This window comes from Pseudarthrobacter sp. 1G09, from assembly GCF_050038305.1.
GTDB lineage: Bacteria > Actinomycetota > Actinomycetes > Actinomycetales > Micrococcaceae > Arthrobacter > Arthrobacter equi.
This window is the reverse complement of the sequence record NZ_CP188306.1, coordinates 520,206-538,138: the sequence shown is the minus strand read 5'-3', so window position 1 is coordinate 538,138 and position 17,933 is coordinate 520,206. Positions and strand designations below refer to the sequence as shown.

Annotated in this window: 20 protein-coding genes and 1 tRNA gene; 8 read left to right on the top strand and 13 right to left on the bottom strand. The window is 67.0% G+C overall.

Annotation, left to right across the window (positions count from 1 at the left end; genetic code table 11):
- Positions 1 to 23: 23 nt before the first annotated feature.
- The 4 genes from ACP3TD_RS02540 to ACP3TD_RS02525 form a co-directional block, all read right to left on the bottom strand.
- Positions 24 to 854: a DUF4397 domain-containing protein gene (locus ACP3TD_RS02540; protein WP_426765213.1), complete on the bottom strand. Its 831-nt coding sequence runs from the start codon at positions 852 to 854 to the stop codon at positions 24 to 26.
- 106 nt (positions 855 to 960) lie between these two features.
- Positions 961 to 1,980: a LacI family DNA-binding transcriptional regulator gene (locus ACP3TD_RS02535; protein WP_426765212.1), complete on the bottom strand. Its 1,020-nt coding sequence runs from the start codon at positions 1,978 to 1,980 to the stop codon at positions 961 to 963.
- Between the two features lie 138 nt (positions 1,981 to 2,118).
- On the bottom strand, positions 2,119 to 2,319 hold the full coding sequence (locus ACP3TD_RS02530; protein ID WP_261618571.1) for a helix-turn-helix transcriptional regulator: 201 nt from the start codon (positions 2,317 to 2,319) through the stop codon (positions 2,119 to 2,121).
- A gap of 1 nt (position 2,320) precedes the next feature.
- Positions 2,321 to 2,722 (bottom strand): hypothetical protein, encoded by a 402-nt coding sequence (locus tag ACP3TD_RS02525; RefSeq protein ID WP_426765211.1) that lies wholly within the window; start codon positions 2,720 to 2,722, stop codon positions 2,321 to 2,323.
- Positions 2,723 to 2,916: 194 nt separating this feature from the next.
- Here ACP3TD_RS02525 and ACP3TD_RS02520 point away from each other — a divergent pair, with 194 nt between their 5' ends.
- Complete coding sequence (locus tag ACP3TD_RS02520) at positions 2,917 to 4,083, top strand: GDSL-type esterase/lipase family protein (protein ID WP_426765210.1); 1,167 nt, start codon at positions 2,917 to 2,919, stop codon at positions 4,081 to 4,083.
- 112 nt (positions 4,084 to 4,195) lie between these two features.
- Here ACP3TD_RS02520 and ACP3TD_RS02515 read toward each other — a convergent pair.
- Positions 4,196 to 4,268, bottom strand: a tRNA-Lys gene (locus ACP3TD_RS02515).
- A gap of 204 nt (positions 4,269 to 4,472) precedes the next feature.
- Between ACP3TD_RS02515 and ACP3TD_RS02510 the strand changes: the two genes are divergently transcribed.
- From ACP3TD_RS02510 to ACP3TD_RS02495, 4 genes are all read left to right on the top strand, one after another.
- Positions 4,473 to 5,132 carry a hypothetical protein gene (locus tag ACP3TD_RS02510; protein WP_056082820.1) on the top strand — a complete coding sequence of 220 codons (660 nt, stop codon included), beginning with the start codon at positions 4,473 to 4,475 and terminating at the stop codon, positions 5,130 to 5,132.
- Between the two features lie 349 nt (positions 5,133 to 5,481).
- A complete protein-coding gene (locus tag ACP3TD_RS02505; RefSeq protein ID WP_426765209.1) occupies positions 5,482 to 6,045 on the top strand; it encodes a nuclease PIN in 564 nt (187 codons plus the stop codon).
- A 1-nt stretch (position 6,046) separates the two neighbouring features.
- The gene (locus tag ACP3TD_RS02500; protein WP_426765208.1) at positions 6,047 to 7,057 is read left to right on the top strand and encodes an anion permease; all 1,011 of its coding nucleotides are present in this window, start codon (positions 6,047 to 6,049) and stop codon (positions 7,055 to 7,057) included.
- A 164-nt stretch (positions 7,058 to 7,221) separates the two neighbouring features.
- Positions 7,222 to 7,629, top strand: coding sequence for a hypothetical protein (locus tag ACP3TD_RS02495; RefSeq protein ID WP_426765207.1), 408 nt, complete (start codon positions 7,222 to 7,224; stop codon positions 7,627 to 7,629).
- Positions 7,630 to 7,682: 53 nt separating this feature from the next.
- On the opposite strand, the gene pstB is transcribed toward ACP3TD_RS02495, so the two are convergent.
- The 4 genes from pstB to pstS all read right to left on the bottom strand — a co-directional run bounded on the left by pstB (position 7,683) and on the right by pstS (position 11,807).
- Positions 7,683 to 8,462, bottom strand: a complete 780-nt coding sequence (gene pstB, locus ACP3TD_RS02490) for a phosphate ABC transporter ATP-binding protein PstB (protein WP_015935591.1) — start codon at positions 8,460 to 8,462, stop codon at positions 7,683 to 7,685.
- Positions 8,463 to 8,533: 71 nt separating this feature from the next.
- Positions 8,534 to 9,646 (bottom strand): phosphate ABC transporter permease PstA, encoded by a 1,113-nt coding sequence (gene pstA, locus ACP3TD_RS02485; RefSeq protein ID WP_426765206.1) that lies wholly within the window; start codon positions 9,644 to 9,646, stop codon positions 8,534 to 8,536.
- Positions 9,647 to 10,579 (bottom strand): phosphate ABC transporter permease subunit PstC, encoded by a 933-nt coding sequence (pstC, locus tag ACP3TD_RS02480; protein ID WP_056082832.1) that lies wholly within the window; start codon positions 10,577 to 10,579, stop codon positions 9,647 to 9,649. It lies immediately after the preceding gene.
- 106 nt (positions 10,580 to 10,685) lie between these two features.
- Positions 10,686 to 11,807: a phosphate ABC transporter substrate-binding protein PstS gene (gene pstS / locus ACP3TD_RS02475; protein WP_426765205.1), complete on the bottom strand. Its 1,122-nt coding sequence runs from the start codon at positions 11,805 to 11,807 to the stop codon at positions 10,686 to 10,688.
- Between the two features lie 253 nt (positions 11,808 to 12,060).
- Here pstS and ACP3TD_RS02470 point away from each other — a divergent pair, with 253 nt between their 5' ends.
- Both ACP3TD_RS02470 and radA read left to right on the top strand, forming a co-directional pair.
- Positions 12,061 to 13,188 (top strand): FUSC family protein, encoded by a 1,128-nt coding sequence (locus ACP3TD_RS02470; RefSeq protein ID WP_426765204.1) that lies wholly within the window; start codon positions 12,061 to 12,063, stop codon positions 13,186 to 13,188.
- Positions 13,189 to 13,253: 65 nt separating this feature from the next.
- Positions 13,254 to 14,627: a DNA repair protein RadA gene (gene radA / locus ACP3TD_RS02465; protein WP_045731868.1), complete on the top strand. Its 1,374-nt coding sequence runs from the start codon at positions 13,254 to 13,256 to the stop codon at positions 14,625 to 14,627.
- Positions 14,628 to 14,702: 75 nt separating this feature from the next.
- On the opposite strand, the gene ACP3TD_RS02460 is transcribed toward radA, so the two are convergent.
- Positions 14,703 to 14,972, bottom strand: a complete 270-nt coding sequence (locus ACP3TD_RS02460; protein ID WP_426765203.1) for a hypothetical protein — start codon at positions 14,970 to 14,972, stop codon at positions 14,703 to 14,705.
- A 110-nt stretch (positions 14,973 to 15,082) separates the two neighbouring features.
- Here ACP3TD_RS02460 and ACP3TD_RS02455 point away from each other — a divergent pair, with 110 nt between their 5' ends.
- Positions 15,083 to 15,571 carry an NUDIX domain-containing protein gene (locus ACP3TD_RS02455; protein ID WP_426765202.1) on the top strand — a complete coding sequence of 163 codons (489 nt, stop codon included), beginning with the start codon at positions 15,083 to 15,085 and terminating at the stop codon, positions 15,569 to 15,571.
- Between the two features lie 90 nt (positions 15,572 to 15,661).
- Here the strand turns inward: ACP3TD_RS02455 and ACP3TD_RS02450 are convergent, their stop codons facing one another.
- The 3 genes from ACP3TD_RS02450 to ACP3TD_RS02440 are packed head-to-tail and all read right to left on the bottom strand — an operon-like array spanning position 15,662 to position 17,933.
- Positions 15,662 to 15,958 (bottom strand): hypothetical protein, encoded by a 297-nt coding sequence (locus tag ACP3TD_RS02450; RefSeq protein WP_426765201.1) that lies wholly within the window; start codon positions 15,956 to 15,958, stop codon positions 15,662 to 15,664.
- Between the two features lie 17 nt (positions 15,959 to 15,975).
- Complete coding sequence (locus ACP3TD_RS02445; protein WP_426765200.1) at positions 15,976 to 16,380, bottom strand: universal stress protein; 405 nt, start codon at positions 16,378 to 16,380, stop codon at positions 15,976 to 15,978.
- Positions 16,377 to 17,933 (bottom strand): tripartite tricarboxylate transporter permease, encoded by a 1,557-nt coding sequence (locus tag ACP3TD_RS02440; RefSeq protein ID WP_426765199.1) that lies wholly within the window; start codon positions 17,931 to 17,933, stop codon positions 16,377 to 16,379. Before ACP3TD_RS02440 ends, ACP3TD_RS02445 begins: the two co-directional genes overlap by 4 nt.

Below are 17,933 nucleotides of genomic sequence, written 5' to 3'. Positions count from 1 at the left end.
CCGGTCTATCGGATCGCCGGAAGCTACTGCCGGACGCGGCGGGCGGCCACTACGCGGGCCGCGCCGAAGCCGCCCAGCAGCAGGGCGAGGGCGGCTGCACCGAAGCCCAGGACCAGGCCTGCCGGTGCCTGCGCATCGGCGGATCCGTTGCGGGCGCCGGGGACAGAGCCGGGTGCGGAGTGCAGGCCGGGGATAGTCTGAACCGCGAGCTGCAGGTTATTGTCCGCCAGGCTGCCCCACGCGTACACGATGGTGTGCGTGCCCTCAGCGATGGTGACGTCCGCCGGGCCGATCACCGGGGCTGTGGTGCCGGTTGCGGCAACCGTGGCGGACACCGTTCCGGGATCCAGGGTGAGCGTCTGCTCGTTGGGGTTGGACAGGTTGGTGACCACGGCGCTGCCGCCGGCCAGGACGTCGACGGCGGGTGCCGCGGCGGTGTGCCGGACGGTGAGCTTGCCCTTGCCTGCGGCGATCTGGGACACGTCATTGGTGAAGAGGTTGGCTGTGGGCTTGCCTGCCGCGTCCAGGTTGGCCACGGCGGTGTAGTTGCCGTTGGCTGCCAGGTTCACGGTGACGGGGCCGATGACGGCTGCGGATGCATCAGCAGCGTCCGCCGCGGTGATCGCGATCTGGTAGGCGCCAGCGGGCAATGCCAGCGGCCCTGCCAGGCTGCCCGGGGTGAAATCGTCCAGGGTGCGGTCGCCATTGACCCAGACATCCACCGTCAGTCCGGGGACGCCGTGCAGCACCGACAGCTGTGCGTCGCCTTCGGCGGCGTTGGCGGGACCGGCCAGGGCCATCGCGGCGGCGATGGCTGCGGCACCGATACCTGCTGTGAAGATCCTCTTTCGCATGTCCTTCTCCTTGATCGGCCCGCCGGGCGGGCGCTTTACGCTTACACCCCTATTACTGGAGCGGGCGCGGAGTTGGATGCAGAATCATGGACCTATTTGTGGCGGCCTACCCGGCCACTGGCGGGGCAGTGCTGGACCTTGGGACGAGCTCCGGTGTGACCACGGTGGAGCTGACCCCCGCGCCGGCCTCGATCTCCTTCAGCATGATGTCCAGGCAGCGGCGGCCCAGCTCCTCGAAGTCCTGCCTGACGGTGGTCAGCGGCGGGCTGAAGTACCCCGATTCCGGCTGGTCGTCGAACCCGACTACGGAGACGTCGTCGGGCACGCGGACGCCGGCCTCGGCGAAGGCCCTCAGGACTCCCAGCGCCATCTGGTCGTTGCCCACGAACAGTGCGGTGGCGCTGCGCCCCGCCGCCAGCCCGCGGCCAATGGCGTAGCCGCTGCCGGCACTCCAATCCCCTTCCACCAGCAGATCGTCCGCCAGCCCAGCTGCGTGGAGGGCTTCCCGCCACCCCTCGGCGCGCTCAGCGGCGTCAGTCCAGCCGGCGGGACCGGAGACATGGCCGATCCGCCGGTGGCCCTGGGCGATGAGATGCTCGACGGCGAGCCGCGCCCCTGCGCGCTGGTCCACCATGGCGCCGCTTACGTCCGTGTTGCCCAGCGATCCCACGGCCATTACCGGCACCGGAATGTTCAGTGCATCGAGCGCCTGGAGGGTCTCGGCGTGCGGCACCAGCACGGCAATGCCGTCCACCGCCTGGTCCAGGAAATGGCTAACAGCGTCGGCGATGGCCGCTCCGCTGACCTCGCGGAGTGCGGCGATGCTGACGAAGTAGCCGGCGTCGCGGGCGGCCTGCTCCACGCCGAGGAGGGTATTGGCCGGCCCGTACTGGGACAGCTCGCTGCCAAGGACCCCGATGGTCTGGGACCGCCTGGTGACCAGGCTCCGGGCAGCCGTGTTCCGCCGGTACCCCAGCTCCGCAATGGCGGCCTCCACCTTTTCCCGGGTGGCCTTGCTGACATTCGGGTGGTTGTTGATGACGCGGGAGACGGTCTGGTGGGAAACGCCGGCCACATCGGCCACATCCTCCAGGCGAGGCATCCTGCCCTTGCTGCTTTTAGCCATCTGCCTATTGTCCCCGCTGGAACAGGTGGCCCGCCCCCGGCGCGTCCTAAGCTACTTTGCCGGACCGTGCCGTGAAGGCTCTGATGAACGAACAGGCTTATGAGGAAGGCCCGGCTGGCATGGGTGAACGGGGCCTGGCTAGGGATTCCCGTCCGGAAGGAACAGTTCTTCAAGGGTGGTCTCAAAGATCCGGGCGAGCCGGAAGGCCAGGGGCAGCGACGGGTCGAACCGTCCGCGTTCAATGGAGATGATGGTTTGGCGGGAGACGCCCAACTGGTCCGCAAGCCGTTGCTGTGACCACCCGAGCCGAGTCCGGCACTCGTTGACGCGGTTTTCCATCTCAGCCCAGGAGGCGCAGCAGCAGGTAACGGATGCCGAAGGAGGCGAAGCAGACAGCCAGGATCGCCGGCAGGACCAGTTTCAGGTCAGCCGCAAGATCGGCAGGAACGAACGCGGCCACGGCGGCAAGGACGCCCAGGCCCAGGACGAGGTCCGTGAACGATCCTGAGGCAGCCTTGTCATACCACTTGCCTTCCACCGACTCCTCGGGACGGTCAACCGCACCTTCGACAGTGCTTCTGTCGACCACCAGGACGTACATCAGCGCCATCGCCGGCATTGCCAGGCAGGCAGTGAAAACCGCGAAGCCAAGCAGGGGGCTTGACCCGGCGAGGCCGGTTCCCACGGCGAGCCAGCCGCCGGCAGCACCCAGGAGTAATCCGCCGGGCATGGCGATCAGCACCGCAGGAATCCGGCCACTCCCGAATTTTGCCTGCCCCCATCTGGTGCGTGTCTGCTGCCTTGCCATGGCGTCCCCCTCGATATGTACAACAAACTTTACATGTCTAGTGTGCTTTACATCGCCGGTTTCTTCAAGGGACGTCATCCGCCGGACGGCGCGCGCGGATCAGCGGGGCCGCGTGATGGAATGGCGATATGACCCTGGACAACGGCGCGCCCGGTACGTTGCTGACCGCGATCAAAGGCGCCCTGGACGTTTCCTTCGACGGCGGGGGCATGTCGGTCAAGCGCCTCCCGGCCTGGACGCAGGCCCAGTTCGGCGGCGACGTGCCGCTGGCCAAGGCGAATTCCACCCCTTCCGGGGTGCGGCTGGAATTCCTGACGGACGCGGCCTGGCTGGAACTGGACCTGACGTTCACCCGGGAATCAGCTGCCTGGCGCTGGCGTCCGCTCCAGGCGGCCGTGATCAGCATGACCACGTCGGATGGCCGTGCCGAAAGCCGGGACTTCCATGAGGGGGACGTTCTGGAAACCTTTCCGGACGGGTCCAGCACCCTGACTCCTGGCACCCCATCCACGGCACGTTTCGAGATTCCGGGGCCGCGGCAGGAGCGCACTGTCACAGTGTGGCTGCCGCACCGGGGAAGCGCCCGGATCCACGGCGTGCGTTCCGAAAGGCCGCTGCAGCCAGCACCCCGCACGGGTCCCCGCTGGGTCCACTACGGAAGCTCCATCAGCCAGTCCTCGCACGCCGACGCCCCGCTGGGGGCGTGGCCCGTCATTGCCGCCCGCAACCTTGGCCTGGACCTTAACAACCTGGGGCTTGCAGGTTCCGCCCATCTCGACCAGTTCGTTGCGCGGACCATCCGTGACCAGCCCGCCGATCTCATCACGCTGAAGGTGGGCATCAACATCATCAACAGCGCCAGCCTCCGCCGGCGCACTTTCGCGCCGGCCGTTCACGGATTCCTGGACACCGTGCGGGACGGCCACCCTGAAACCCCGCTGGTGCTGATATCGCCCATCTTCTGCCCAGAGCATGAGGACGCCCCCGGCCCCTCGCGGCTGGTGGACGGGAAGTTCCTGGCCACCGACCTTCCCCGCAAGCCCGGCGACGGGCTGCTGACCCTCCGCAACGCCAGGAACATCCTGGCGGAGGCCGTCGGCGAGCGCAGCACGTCCGATCCGAATCTGCATTACCTGGACGGGCTGCGGCTTTTCGGGTCAGCCGACGCACATCTCCTCCCGGATCTCCTGCACCCGAACGACGAGGGTTACCGGCTGATCGGCGAACGGTTCACGGATATTGCGGCAGGCAGCCCGTGGCTTGCCCCGGCAGTGCAGGCTCCCGTCAGAAGCTAGTTCGCCGGACAGTGCCTTCAAGGTTCTGGACAGCGAACAAGCCCAGGACCGGCGTCACAACGGGCAAACAAAAACGGGCCGGAAGCTCTACGCTTCCGGCCCGCTGAATGGGTGGGCCCTGTGGGGCTCGAACCCACGACCCACGGATTAAAAGTCCGATGCTCTACCAACTGAGCTAAAGGCCCCAGCCGGCTGGTCAACGCTGCAGTCTGCCACGTTTGCCATCCCGGCCCATCCATTTCTGGACGTTAATACTCTAACCCATGGTTCCGGCCCCTCCGCACGCAGCCCGGACGCCGCCGTCGGGCGTTCCACGGCGGATCCGGCACCCGCTTTCCTGCCCGCTTGGCATGCTCGATTCAGGCACGGCACAGGAGTAGCGTGGGGGCATGAGCGAGCAAGCAGGATCCAAGCCATACGGCGGCGCGAACCGGCACCACAAGCCCAAGCCGTTCGCCCCCATCGACTTCGAGCCCTTTGCCGGCGGCGCCGATCCCGCCCGGGTGTCCGAGGCCGCGCATCTCGCTGCGCAGGCGCTGGTCCGGCATGGCCGCGATAGCGACGACCCCGTCATCACCGAGCGCCTGGTGCGGCTCGCGGACGAACAGGGCCTGGAAGCCATTGCGGAGATGTGGGCCGAAAGCCCCGCCCGCTCGCTGCCCGGCGCACTGTGGCGGCTTTACGCCCTGCGTGCCGCCACAGTCCAGGACCCCGAGCGCATCTCCGTCTACTTCCGGGCGGGCAAGGACACCGCGCAGGTATCCAACGTTGTGGCCGGCGTCGCCGAGCCGCCGGGGGCGGATGAGATGCGGACCATGGCGGACGCCGTACTTTCCGGTGCGTTCGACGGCGAGTTCGACGTCGCGCTGGAACGTTCCGCGGCTTTCTGCCGCGTGGTGGCGCTCGGCCAGGTGACGCTCGCCGACGGCGCCGAGCACGCCAATGAGGCCCATGCCAGCCGGCTGACCCGCAACTCGCACCAGCTGGTGAAGACCGCCGAGGACCTGGAACACGCCGCCAACGCGTGGCGCCTCGGTGAACTCGACTGAATCCACCTGCCCAAGCACCGCCAACTGTCAAGATTGACTTGGGCGAAGCATCGTAGAAGACTGAAATCGGTGCCGAACCGCGAAACCCCCGGGCTTCAACACTCAGCCGCCTAGAGCGGCCTACCGCCGAGAGGCGTATCCGGTTCGGCACCATTTTTCTGCCCTTTTTACCGTCCGCCCATTTCAGGCCCGCAGTGACGGGCCGGTAGAGTTAGCGTCAGTTGCGCGCCCGGGTCAAGTCACACGGCGGCAATCCCCCGCCTTGAACTTTTCCCGGAAACCGGTAAGCCACGTGAAGCAATTGCGTCTATTTCCCCAGGAGCCCGCCGGGCTGAAACTCCTCTCCCAGATGGCGCAGCAGATTGTCCTGGCCAGCGGCACCCTGGCGGAAATCCTGGGAGTCTCGGCTGCGGACCACGCCAAGCTCGTGGAGGACATGCACAACCACGATGCAAAATCCTCCGAGCTGCACTATGCCCTGCTGACCCACATGCGGACCAGCTTCGTGAACCCGCTCCCCCGCGAGGACATGTACACCCTGTCCCGCTACCTCAACGAAGCCATGGAAAAGATGGACGCCGCGGCCGAACTGGTTGCGCTGTACAGGCTGGAGCGCCTTCCCAAGCGCGCCGCGGACCAGCTGGAGATCATCAGCAGGCAGGCTGAACTGACCGTGGACGCCATGCGCCGGTTGAACAACCTGGACGACCTCGAGGACTACTGGATCGAGATCCTCCGCCTCACCAAGCGGGCCGAGCGCACGCACCGGGTGTGGGTGGCGGACATGATCTCGGACATGAAGTGGGCCCAGTACTCCCGCAACCGGGACGTGGCCAACCAGCTGGTGGAGGTCACCAAGGACATGCGGCGCATCGCCACGCAGGTGGGCAGCATCATCGTCAAGGAATCGTGAGGTGACGGCAGTCTTCTTCGGCGCGGTGGTGCTCCTCACCGCCGCGTTTGCATTCCTCAACGGCTTCCGGGACGTTTCCCTCTCCACGGCCCTGCCCGTCCGCAACCGGGCACTCACGCCCAGCGTGGCGGTCCTGCTGGCCGCCTTCTTCAACTTTGTGGGCGCGCTCCTGAGCGCCACCCTGGCCGTTGCCGTCAGCCAGACATGGATCAGCCTGCCTTCCGGTACCGACGGCCTGACCATCCTGGTTTCCGGCCTCCTTAGCGCCTGCGCCTGGGGCCTGCTGATGTGGTGGCGGGGCATCCCCGTCCCCTCCACGCACACCTTGGTGGGCGGCCTGGCGGGGGCCGGCCTGGCCAGCCTCGCCGTCGGCGGGACCGGGGTGGGCGGCGCAGACCAGTCGCTGCTGCTGCAGGTGGTGCTGCCACTGCTGCTCTCCCCCCTGGTGGCGTACAGCGGCGCGTTCCTGCTGGTGTATCCGGCCACGTGGGCCGCCCGCCATACCCAGCCGAGCGTGGTGAACCAGCGCTTCCGCCGCAGCCAGGCCATCGCCGCCGGCGCGGTGGCATTCGGCCACGGCCTGCAGGACGGCCAGCGGGTCAGCGCCGTGCTGCTTCTCGCCCTGCTCGCGGCAGGATATTCCGACGGCGGGAGCATTCCCGTGTGGGTTGTCCTCCTGTCCGCGGTGATGATCACCGCAGGGACCCTCTTTGGCGGATGGCGGATATCCCACACCATTGGCTACAAGCTCACCCGGGTGGATCCGCTGCGCGGTTCGGTGGCCCAGATCTACAGTGCCCTCATGCTGTTTGTGGGGGCACTGGCACTGCACTGGCCCCTGTCCACCACCCACACCGTCACGGCGGCGGTCCTGGGAGCCGGCGAGAACCAGCATTTCTCCGTCACCAACCGGAAGCTGGTGATCCGCATCGTGGGGCTCTGGATCCTCACCCCGCTGGCGACGGCGGCACTCGCCTTCGTGCTGGCACTGGCCCTGTCCGCGGTAGGCTGAGCGCCCGATATTCCTGTACAGTCCCCGCGGCGGTGACGTACATTCGAAAGATGTCCCCAGGGCTGGGTGCCGGGGATGCGTCCGGCGCCGCGTGCAACCGCCGGATTAACGCCGCTGCTGCAAACCGGCGGCATGAATGCACATCGCGGAAAAGAGCAGGCTTCATGTCTACTTCAAATCCCCGGCGCCCGCTGCCCCAGCCACGGCAGCTCGGCTGCGCAACCTGCGGCACGGAAAACCACGTGACCATCCACTCGATCACGGCCCTGGATCCCGGTGGCGGGGACCTGGTGACGGTGTCCTACACCTGCGATGACTGCAGGCAGTTCCAGGAGCACCTGGCCTACGCGACGGACGTGGCCGCCGCCCTCCACCAGGTGCGCTCCATGACGCAGGTGATCATGTTCGGCGATGACTACGTCCACTGCGGCTACCCCATGGAGGAAGCCGGGTTCGGGATCGAACGGCTGGGCTACCGGAACCGCAGCGCAGGAGGCGGCCACAACGCCGTCTGCCTTCCCACCAGGATCCTGCGGTGCCGGTGCGGTTTCCAGCTGGAAGTCCCGGAGTAGGCCCGCCTGGTGGACGCAGTGCCTGCGCTCCCCTTTACCCGAAGTGGCCGTATTTACCCGAAGCGGCCGGAGACGTAATCCTCGGTGGCCTTCTCCACGGGGTTGCTGAAGATGGTGTGGGTGTCGCCAAACTCGATCAGCTTGCCGGGCTTTCCGGTACCGGCGATGTTGAAGAACGCGGTCTTGTCAGAGACGCGCGCGGCCTGCTGCATGTTGTGGGTCACGATCACCACGGTGTACTGGTCCTTGAGCTCATTGATGAGGTCCTCAATGGCCAGCGTGGAGATGGGGTCCAGGGCGGAGCAGGGCTCGTCCATCAGGATCACCTGCGGCTCCACGGCGATGGCACGGGCGATGCAGAGGCGCTGCTGCTGGCCGCCGGAGAGGCCGGAACCGGGCTTGTCCAGGCGGTCCTTGACCTCGTTCCACAGGTTGGCGCCCTTCAGCGAGCGTTCCACCAGGACGTCGGCCTCGCCCTTGGAGATTTTCTTGTTGTTCAGCTTCACGCCGGCCAGCACGTTGTCCCGGATGGACATGGTGGGGAACGGGTTGGGGCGCTGGAACACCATGCCGATCTGCGAGCGGACCGTCACGGGGTCCACTCCGTTGCCGTACAGGTTGTCTCCGTCGAGGAGGACCTCGCCCTCCACGCGGGCGCCGGGGATGACCTCGTGCATGCGGTTCAGGGTCCGGAGGAACGTGGACTTGCCGCAACCGGACGGGCCGATGAACGCGGTGACGGACTTGGCCTCGATGTTGATGCTGACGTCCTCTACGGCGAGGAAGTCGCCGTAGTAAACGTTCAGGTCCTTGACGTCGATGCGCTTAGACATGGTGTTCCTTCACTGACTGGGGATGAATTAAGTCTGGCATCCGGCCCGGGGGGCCGGAAGGGGCAGCGGGCTCAGCGGCCCGTCCTGGGGGCGAAGATCCTGGCGATCAGCCGTGCGGCGAGGTTGAGGATCATCACCAGGATGATCAGCACCAGCGCCGCGCCCCAGGCCCGCTCGGACGACGGGTCCGGGTTGGCGGGCGAGGTGGGGTTGAGGATCTGGGTGTAGATAAAGGTGGGGAGCGAGGCCATCCAGCCGCCGAAGACGTTGCCGTTGATGCTGGTGGCAAACCCTGCGGTGACCAGGATCGGCGCGGTCTCGCCGATCACCCGGGCGATGGCCAGGGTGACGCCGGACGCGATGCCGGAGATCGCCGTCGGGATGACCACCTTGAGGATGGTCCGCCACTTCCGCACGCCCAGGGCGTAGGCGGCCTCGCGGAGTTCGTTGGGGACGATCTTCAGCATTTCCTCGCTGGAGCGGACCACCACGGGAATCATGAGGACGGACAGCGCGACGGCGGCCACCGCACCGGTCTTGGTTCCCGGGCCCACCACAGCGAAGAAGAAGGCCGCTGCGAAGAGGCCGGCCACGATGGACGGGATGCCGGTCATGACGTCCACGAAGAAGGTGATGGCCCGGGCCAGGCGGCCGTCGTTACCGTACTCCACCAGGTAGATGGCGGTCAGCAGGCCCACCGGCACGGAAATGACGGTGGCCAGGAGGGTGATCTGCATGGTGCCCAGGAGCGCGTGGTAGATACCGCCCAGCACGGGGGCGCCCTCTTCAACAGCCCGGTTGTCGTAGACGCCGGTGACGCCGTTCATTGAGCTGGTCAGGAAGCCGGGGTTCAGGAGCCCGGGCACGCCGTTGACCAGCACGGTCCAGATCACGGAGACGAGCGGGAGCAGCGCCACGAGGAAGGAACCCACCACCAGGCAGGTGGCCAGCCGGTCCTTGGCCTTGCGGGACCCTTCCACTGCGGCGCTCCAGGACACGAGCCCGACGGCGAACAGCAGCGCCGAGACGAGGCCCCACCCGAAGGCGTTGAAGCCAATGAGCGCCAGGATGGCGGCGCCCACGACCAGGGCGGCGGCCAGGACGATGTACGGGGCGTACTTGGGCAGCTGGCCCTTGGTCAGTGCCGAGCGCTTGCTGCGCACCGGGGTAAGCGTGGAGGTCATTTAGTTGGCTCCCGAGAATTCTTTGTGCCGGGTGATGATCCAGCGCGCAATCATGTTGACGGCCAGGGTGATGACGAACAGGACCAGGCCTGCGGCAATCAGCGTGCTCACCTTCAGGCCGCTGGCCTCCGGGAAATTCAGGGCGATCTCAGCGGCGATGGTCTGGTTGCCGGACTGGATCAGGCTGGCGGTCAACGCGCCGGAGGACAGCACCAGGGCCACGGCCATGGTTTCGCCGAGCGCACGTCCAAGGCCGAGCATGACGGCGCTGATGATGCCGGGCCGGGCGAAGGGCAGGACGGACATCTTGATCATTTCCCAGCGGGTGGCGCCGAGGGCCAGGGCGGCTTCCTCGTGCAGTTTGGGGGTCTGCAGGAAGATTTCGCGGGACAGCGAGGTGATGATGGGCAGCACCATCACGGACAGGACGATGCCCGCCGTCAGGATGGTCTTGCCGGTGGCAGAGGCGGGTCCCTGGAAGATGGGCAACCAGCCCATGTTGTCTGCCAGCCAGTTGTAGGCCGGGGAGATCTCGCGGGCCAGGAATGTTGCGCCCCAGGCACCGTAGACCACCGACGGGATGGCGGCCAGCAGGTCAACTACGTATCCCAGGCCGGCGGCCAGGCCGCGCGGGGCGAAGTGCGAGATGAACAGTGCAACGCCGATGGCGATGGGCGTGGCGATTACCAGGGCGATGACGGCGGCGATCAGCGTGCCGATCACGATGGGCCAGATGTAGGCGAAGAAGCCTGCCCCGCCCTGGATTTCGGCGGCGGGGGCGGTGAGCGCCGGGATGGCCTGGACCACCAGGAAGAGCGCAACGCCGAACAGGACGGCAAGGATGAGGCAGCCGGCGGCGAGCGCGGCGCCCGAGAAGATTTTGTCCCCGGTGCGGCCGGCGCCCTGGGTGCTGGTCAGGGAGGTGGCGGTCATTCGACGGCCCTTCGATCGTTAACTGGCACGAAAAAGATTGCTGCGTCCAAACCGAAGTTCCCCGCCTGCCTCTCGGCAGGCGGGGAACCCGGTTTTGGTGCGGCTGCTAGGACTTGACCTTGATGGAGTCAATGGCCTTCTGGGCCTTCTCCGCGAGGGAGGAGGACAGCGGGGCGGACTTCGCGGAGTCGGCGGCGGCCTGCTGGCCTGCGTCGGAGACTACGTAGTTCTCGAAGGCCTTGACCAGGTCAACGGTCTCCTGCTTGTCGTAGGCGCTGCAGACCACGTGGTAGGAAACCAGCACCACCGGGTAGGCGCCGGCAGCGGTGGTCTTGCGGTCCAGCTTGATGGACACGTCGTTGGCGGAGCGGCCGTCAACGGGCTTGCCGGCTTCAACAGCCTTGGCGGCAGCGTCGGCGGAGATCTTGACGAACTCCTCGCCCACCTTGATGGAGGCGGTGCCGAGCTTGCCGCCCACGGCGGAGTCGTCAGCGTAGGTCACGGCCCCGGGGGTGTCGGTGACGGTCTTGACCACACCGGAGGTGCCCTTGGCGTTCTCGCCCTGAAGGCTGGCCGGCCAGACGCCGGAGGACTTGTCCGTCCAGACCTCGGGGGCAGCGGAGGCCAGGTAGTCGGTGAAGTTGGTGGTGGTGCCGGAGTCGTCAGAGCGGTTTACCGGGGTGACCTTCAGGTCCGGCAGGCTGACGCCCTCGTTCAGGGCGGCGATGGCGGGATCGTTCCACTTGGCGATCTGGCCGCGGAAGATCTTGGCAACCGTGGTGGCGTCCAGCTTCAGCTCAGTGACGTTGGGGATGTTGAACGCAACGGCGATGGGCGAGATGTAGACCGGAATGTTGAGGGCGCCGTCGGGGCCGCAGACGGTCTTGGAGCTTGCGAGCTCCTCATCCTTGAGGTACGCGTCGGAGCCGGCGAACTGTGCCGAGCCGTCGATGATGGCCTTGCGTCCCGCGCCGGAGCCGTCCGGGGAGTACTGCACGGTGGCGCCCTGGTTGGCGGAGGCGAAGCCTGCCTTCCACGCGTCCATGGCTGCGCCGGTGGAGGAGGCGCCGATGCCGGTGAGGGTGCCCGTAACCTTGGGACCGGAGGAAGTCTGGTTGCCGGCAGGCGTGGTGCCCGTGGCGTTGTCTGAACCGCAGGCGGTAAGCGCGAGTGCGCCGGCTGCGATAACAGCGATAGCCGCGTGGCGGCCGAAGCGGAGTGCCTTCACTAGGTGTACCCCTTCCAGGGATATTCAGTGCGGGCAGGGACGGAGAACCCTGCTGCGCGATGCGTACGTTCTGTACCTTCAATGAAGTTATGGGCCGCAGGTAACGGGATGGGCTGCCCAAAGTGAACGGGACCTTAACGACGGCGGGACTTTGGTTAACACTTGCCGGGTCACCATTGCGCAGATCACATTCGCCGCCGTAGTGCAGCTTCGCGCGCCGGAACCGGCCCGGGCAGCAAATAGACTTGACGCCATGGCCCCCGCAGCAGGACTTTCAGCAAGCAGGCACTTCCTGCACGGCCGCTTCCGCACCGGGCTGATCCGGAGCCGCAATTCCCTGGTTCCGGCCATCCAGATGACTGTCTGCGCCGTGGGCGCCTACGCGTTCGCCGAATACGTGCTGGGGCACTCCGGGCCGCTGTTCGCCGCCACATCGTCGCTGATTGCACTGGGGTTCTCGCGGGAGCCGCGGCTGCGCCGGGTGCTGGAGGTGGGCCTGGGCTGCACTATCGGCATCGCAGTGGGCGACCTGCTCCTGCACTGGCTGGGCAGCGGAATCTGGCAGGCCGCCGTCGTGCTCCTTTTCTCCATCCTGCTGGCCCGATTCCTGGACAGCGGCAATATCTTCACCACCCAACTTGCCCTGCAGTCACTGCTGGTGGTGCTGCTGCCGGCGCCGTCCGGCGGTCCGTTCACCCGCAGTATTGACGCCGTGGTGGGCGGATTGTGCGCCCTGCTGGTGACCATCCTGATGCCGAAGGATCCCCGAAGGGAGCCCCGGAAGGACGTCCAGAACCTGCTCCATGAACTGGCGGAAGTGCTGCGCGAGTGTGCGGAGGCGCTGGCGCACAGCGATTCCACCAAGGCGTGGCACGCCCTGGTCCGCGGCCGCAACTGCCAGCCGCTGGTGGACGGGATGCGGCACTCGCTGCGGGCCTCCAATGAGGTTGCCCGCCTGGCGCCCGCCTACCGCCGGCACCGGGACGAGCTGGACCGGCTCAAGGAATCCCTGGACTTCATCGACCTGGCTTTGCGCAACAGCCGGGTGTTCGCGCGGCGGCTCACCAGCGCCATCAACCATGCGGCGCTCTCCGACGAAGCCACCGAGAACATCGCCGAAGTGCTGCAGGAGACCGCTGCCGCGATCGAGGAGTTGTCGCTGGGCCTCGCGGAATCGCACGACGGCGTCCGGCGCGCCCACCTGCGCACGGCACGGAACGACCTCAGCGGGATCGCCCTCCGGCTGCACCCGAAGCTGCTCGAGGTGCAGCGGCTGGAGGGCGAAACAGTGGTGATGTTGTTCCGGCCGCTGATGGTGGACCTGCTGGAAGCCACGGGCATGGACGCCCAGGAGGCCCGGGACGTGCTGCCAACGCTGTAGCCGCCGGACCGTAGGCGGGCAGGGCTGGAGGCCCGATGTCGGTGCCCGCCAGTAGGGTTGGAGGCATGGCAACAAAGACTTCCCGGGCTTCCAAGGCGCCCGCGTACAAATGCGCCGAGTGCGGCTGGACCACCGTCAAGTGGGTGGGGCGCTGCGGCGAGTGCCAGGCGTGGGGCACTGTTGAGGAAACGGGCACCGCTGTTGCACGTACGACGGCGGCCACCACCGTTGTGGAGCCGGCCCGGCGGATTGCCGAGGTGGACGCCACCACGGCGGCTTTCCTGCCCACGGGCGTGGCCGAGCTGGACCGGGTGCTGGGCGGCGGCTTGGTCCCCGGCGCCGTGATCCTGCTCGCCGGCGAACCCGGCGTCGGGAAATCCACGCTGCTGCTGGATGTGGCCGCGAAGTTCGCCCGGACGGCACAGGATGTCCTATACGTGACCGGTGAGGAATCCGCCGCACAGGTGAAGCTGCGTGCGGAACGGATCGACGCCGTCGCCGAATCCCTTTACCTGTCGGCGGAAACGGACCTTGGCCAGGCACTGGGCCAGGTGGAAAAGATTGAACCGCGGCTCCTGATCGTGGACTCCGTGCAGACGCTCAGCAGCGCCGACGTGGACGGCAGCGCCGGTGGCGTGTCCCAGGTCCGGGAGGTGGCCGCCTCCATCATCGCGGCGGCCAAGCGGCGCAACATGACCACCCTCCTGGTGGGCCACGTGACCAAGGACGGGTCCATCGCCGGGCCCCGCCTGCTGGAGCACCTGGTGGATGTCGTCTGCCAGTTCGAGGGTGAGCGGCACTCCCGGCTGCGGCTGCTCCGAGCCGTCAAGAACCGTTACGGGCCCACGGATGACGTCGGCTGTTTCGACCTGAACGAGAACGGTATTGAGGGGCTCACCGATCCCAGCGGGTTGTTCGTCAGCCGCACGAAAGATCCGGTGTCCGGCACCTGCATCACCGTGACCATGGAGGGGCGCCGTCCGCTGCTGGCCGAGGTGCAGTCGCTGTTGGCCGAAAGCCCCAACTCCCAGCCGCGCCGGGCCACCAGCGGCCTGGACAGCTCAAGGGTGTCCATGCTCCTGGCCGTGCTGCAGCAGCGCGCCGGAACGCAGCTGCACAAGGACGATTCCTACGTGGCAACAGTGGGCGGCGTGAAGCTCAGCGAGCCCGCCACGGACCTGGCCGTTGCCCTGGCCGTGGCCTCGGCCAAGGCCCGCAAGCCGCTCCCGGTCCGGCTCATCGCCTTCGGCGAGGTAGGCCTGGCCGGTGAGGTCCGGCCGGTTCCCGGCATCAACCAGCGGATCCAGGAAGCCCACCGGCTGGGGTTCACCCACGCCGTGGTCCCTGCCAGCCATACGGGGCCCGGGCCGGTTCCGGCAGGTTTCTCGGTCCGCGAGGTGGAGCACCTGACCGAGGCGCTGAGCCTGCTGATCGGCTGAATCCGTTGGGCCGCGGGGTGGCGCCGGCGTCCAACCGCGGATGTCCCGGGTCAGCTGGCCGAATCTGTGTCCCCGTCAGGGGTGCTGCGGAAGCTGGTCCGGATCGTCCCGGTGGGCGCTGAACAGCCACGTGGAGACATCGCTGCGCAGCACCAGCAGCGGGCCGCCCGTGGAGCTGACGTTTCCCGTGGGCACGTAGTAGCCCCTGCCGGAACCTGGCCCGCCTGCCGCACGGTCCAGGGCGTCCTGGAGGTGGCGGGGCAGGTGCCCCTGCGGCCCAAGGCGGTGAAGCTCATCAAGTTCTTCCGGCGTGAGCCGTCCCATAACCTCAGCGATGTTGGCCATGATGGTCCCTTCGAGCAGAGTGCCTGAAGGAATAACCTAAAGCAGTGCCGTGAACTGCGGGTTAACACCGGACGGCAGTTTTCCACTTTTGATTCGACCTTGGAGGGCAGATGCCGGTTCGAAGCGCAGGACTCCTGCTGTACCGGCGGGACGCGGATGGTTCCGGCTCGAATCCGGATGTTCACGTGTGGATCGCCCACATGGGCGGACCGTTCTGGGCACGGAAGGACGCCCATGCCTGGTCCATTCCGAAGGGTGAGTACGGCGACGGCGAGGACCCGCTCGCAGCGGCCCTGCGGGAATTTGCCGAGGAGATGGGCGTACCCGCTCCCGCCGCCGAGTACAGGCTGCTGGGTGAGTTCCGGCAATCGAGCGGCAAGGTCATTACCGTGTTCACGGCGGAACTGGATTTCCGGCCTGAAAGTATCGTCAGCAACACGTTTCCGCTCGAATGGCCCAAGGGGTCCGGACGCATCCAGCACTTTCCCGAGATCGACGACGCCCGCTGGTTTCCGGTGCCGGCCGCAAGGGACAAACTCGTCAAAGGCCAGATTCCCGTGCTGGACGCGCTGCTGAAGGAGCTCAGCGCGGCCGGATGATGGCAGGATGCCAAAAAGCCGGTGGTCCATAAAGAACCACCGGCTTTTCGATCAGAACAGCTTCGTTCCCCAACCTGTGGGGCGCCTCACCTAGGCGGCAGAATGCTCCAGCGGTGCGGCCTTTGCCCGGGCTATCATCGCAACGCTCACGTCGTCGCCGGAGCAGACCATGGTCCGCCCGCCGCCATCGTGCCGGATCATCCAGAACACACTGCGGTCCCCTGCGATCATGTCGATCGTCCCGACAACGGCCGTTCCCCGGGCTGCCAGCACCTCGACGTCGTCGCCCCGGCCCAGCCTGGACCAGTCGGGGACCTGGGCCGGGGCGGCCACGCGGACCGGCCCGCGCCTGGCGGCGATCCTGCGAAGCGGGCTGCGCTGATACATTCCGGCTCCCGTTCCTGCTAGAAGTTGCCGCCGTCGGCCTTGACGGCCAGCACGGGACGGTCGGCCTGCATCAGGATCTGCTGCGCGTGGCTGCCCAGGATGAACTTGCCCACCTGGGTGCGGTGCCGCAGTCCGATGACGATGAGCGAGGCATCCACCTCCCGGGCAACATCCAGGAATTCATCAGCGAGGTCGTGCTGGTACGGCGGCTGGATGACTGTTGCCTTGATGCCCGCGGCCGTAGCCCGGGCAGCGGCCTTCGCCAGCACGTCCTCGGGTGCGACAGACTTGTCCACCAGCGCACCCTGGCGGGCCGAGTTGACGATGAACAGTTCCTGGTTCCTCAGTTGCGCCTCGGCGATGCCTGCGGTGAGGGCAGCCTCCCCGGCAGGTGTGGGGACGAACCCGACGATGATGCTCATACCTTCTCCTTGATGTTGTTGGCGCCGTCGTTGTTGGTGCCACCGGCCGAGGCGGATGCCGCCGTCGTGCCCTTGCGCTTGGCGATTAGGCTGCGGATGCCCGGCATCAGTGCCACCAGGACAAAGACCGCCAGCAGCGAGGCCGAGATGGGCCGGGTGAAGAACCCGGTGGGGTCGCCGTCGAACACCAGGAGCGAGCGGCGGAGGGAGCTTTCCAGCAGCTCGCCCAGGACGAATGCCAGAACCAGCGGGCCGGGTTCGAAGCCGAACTTCTTCATCAGGTAGCCCACCACGCCGAAGACCACCACGAGCGTCACATCGAACATGCTGTTGTTGATGGTGTAGGCACCCAGCAGCGTGATCAGCGCGGTGATCGGCGCCAGGATGGCGGCGCGGACACGCAGGATCCGCACGAAGATTCCCACCAGCGGCAGGCTCATGATCAGCAGCAGGATGTTGCCGATGTACATCGAGTTCACCACGCCCCAGAACAGCTCCGGCTCCTGCTCCACGAGCTGCGGGCCCGGGGTGACGCCCTGGATCAGCAGCGCGCCGAACATCAGGGCCATGGTGGCGTTGGCGGGGATGCCCAGGGTCAGCAGCGGAATGAACGAGGACGTTGCTGCCGCGTTGTTCGCCGTTTCGGGGCCGGCCACGCCCTCGGGCGCACCCTTGCCGAAGCGTTCGGGCTGCTTGGCGCGCTTCTTTTCCATGGCGTACGAGGCCATGGAGGCGATGGTGGCGCCGCCGCCGGGAAGGATGCCGAGGAAGAACCCGAGCACGGAGCCGCGGCCGATGGCACCGGAAGCGTGCTTCAGTTCGGCTTTCGAGGGCCAGACGTTGGAAACCTTCGACGGCGCTTTGGCGGCGCGGTGCCGCTCCTCCAGGTTGTAGAGGATCTCGCCGAGGCCGAAGATGCCCATGGCGATCGGCACGAAGTCGATGCCGTCCGCCAGCTGGATGCTGCCGAAGGTGAAGCGGCTCTCGCCGGTGAAGATGTCCCGGCCCACGGTGGCCAGCAGGAGGCCCACCGACGCCGCAATCAGCGCTTTGGCTTTGGACCCGCCGCTGATGGTTGCCACGAGCAGGATGCCCAGCATGGCCAGCGCGGAATACTCGGGCGGCCCGAAGTCCAGGGCGAAGCCTGCCACCAGGGGCGCCAGGAAGGTCAGGCCGATGATGGCTGCCGTGCCGCCGATGAACGAACCGATCGCGGCCAGGCCCAAAGCGGTGCCGGCCTTGCCCTGCCGGGCCATCTGGTACCCGTCAAAGACGGTGACCACTGATGATGCTTCGCCGGGGAGCCGCAGCAGCACCGACGTGATGGTGCCGCCGTACTGGGCCCCGTAAAAGATGCCCGCGAGCATGATGATGGCCGTCACCGGCTCCACGCCGTAGGTCAGCGGCAGCAGGATGGCGATGGTGGCTGCCGGTCCCAGGCCGGGGAGCACGCCGATCAGCATGCCGATGACGACGCCGACCAGGCAGTACAGGAGGTTCATCGGTTCCAGGACGACCGAGAAACCGTTAATCACAGGATTAAGAAAATCCAC

Excerpts from the sequence above, each read along its gene's own strand:
- ACP3TD_RS02460 (WP_426765203.1), bottom strand. The coding sequence starts at position 14,972 with ATGGCCAACATCGCTGAGGTTATGGGACGGCTCACGCCGGAAGAACTT.
- ACP3TD_RS02540 (WP_426765213.1), bottom strand. The coding sequence starts at position 854 with ATGCGAAAGAGGATCTTCACAGCAGGTATCGGTGCCGCAGCCATCGCC.
- ACP3TD_RS02505 (WP_426765209.1), top strand. The coding sequence starts at position 5,482 with ATGGCGCAGCAGATTGTCCTGGCCAGCGGCACCCTGGCGGAAATCCTG.
- ACP3TD_RS02510 (WP_056082820.1), top strand. The coding sequence starts at position 4,473 with ATGAGCGAGCAAGCAGGATCCAAGCCATACGGCGGCGCGAACCGGCAC.
- pstA (WP_426765206.1), bottom strand. The coding sequence starts at position 9,646 with ATGACCTCCACGCTTACCCCGGTGCGCAGCAAGCGCTCGGCACTGACC.
- ACP3TD_RS02530 (WP_261618571.1), bottom strand. The coding sequence starts at position 2,319 with ATGGAAAACCGCGTCAACGAGTGCCGGACTCGGCTCGGGTGGTCACAG.
- ACP3TD_RS02455 (WP_426765202.1), top strand. The coding sequence starts at position 15,083 with ATGCCGGTTCGAAGCGCAGGACTCCTGCTGTACCGGCGGGACGCGGAT.
- ACP3TD_RS02535 (WP_426765212.1), bottom strand. The coding sequence starts at position 1,980 with ATGGCTAAAAGCAGCAAGGGCAGGATGCCTCGCCTGGAGGATGTGGCC.
- ACP3TD_RS02495 (WP_426765207.1), top strand. The coding sequence starts at position 7,222 with ATGTCTACTTCAAATCCCCGGCGCCCGCTGCCCCAGCCACGGCAGCTC.
- ACP3TD_RS02470 (WP_426765204.1), top strand. The coding sequence starts at position 12,061 with ATGGCCCCCGCAGCAGGACTTTCAGCAAGCAGGCACTTCCTGCACGGC.
- ACP3TD_RS02520 (WP_426765210.1), top strand. The coding sequence starts at position 2,917 with ATGACCCTGGACAACGGCGCGCCCGGTACGTTGCTGACCGCGATCAAA.
- radA (WP_045731868.1), top strand. The coding sequence starts at position 13,254 with ATGGCAACAAAGACTTCCCGGGCTTCCAAGGCGCCCGCGTACAAATGC.
- pstC (WP_056082832.1), bottom strand. The coding sequence starts at position 10,579 with ATGACCGCCACCTCCCTGACCAGCACCCAGGGCGCCGGCCGCACCGGG.
- ACP3TD_RS02445 (WP_426765200.1), bottom strand. The coding sequence starts at position 16,380 with ATGAGCATCATCGTCGGGTTCGTCCCCACACCTGCCGGGGAGGCTGCC.
- ACP3TD_RS02450 (WP_426765201.1), bottom strand. The coding sequence starts at position 15,958 with ATGTATCAGCGCAGCCCGCTTCGCAGGATCGCCGCCAGGCGCGGGCCG.
- pstB (WP_015935591.1), bottom strand. The coding sequence starts at position 8,462 with ATGTCTAAGCGCATCGACGTCAAGGACCTGAACGTTTACTACGGCGAC.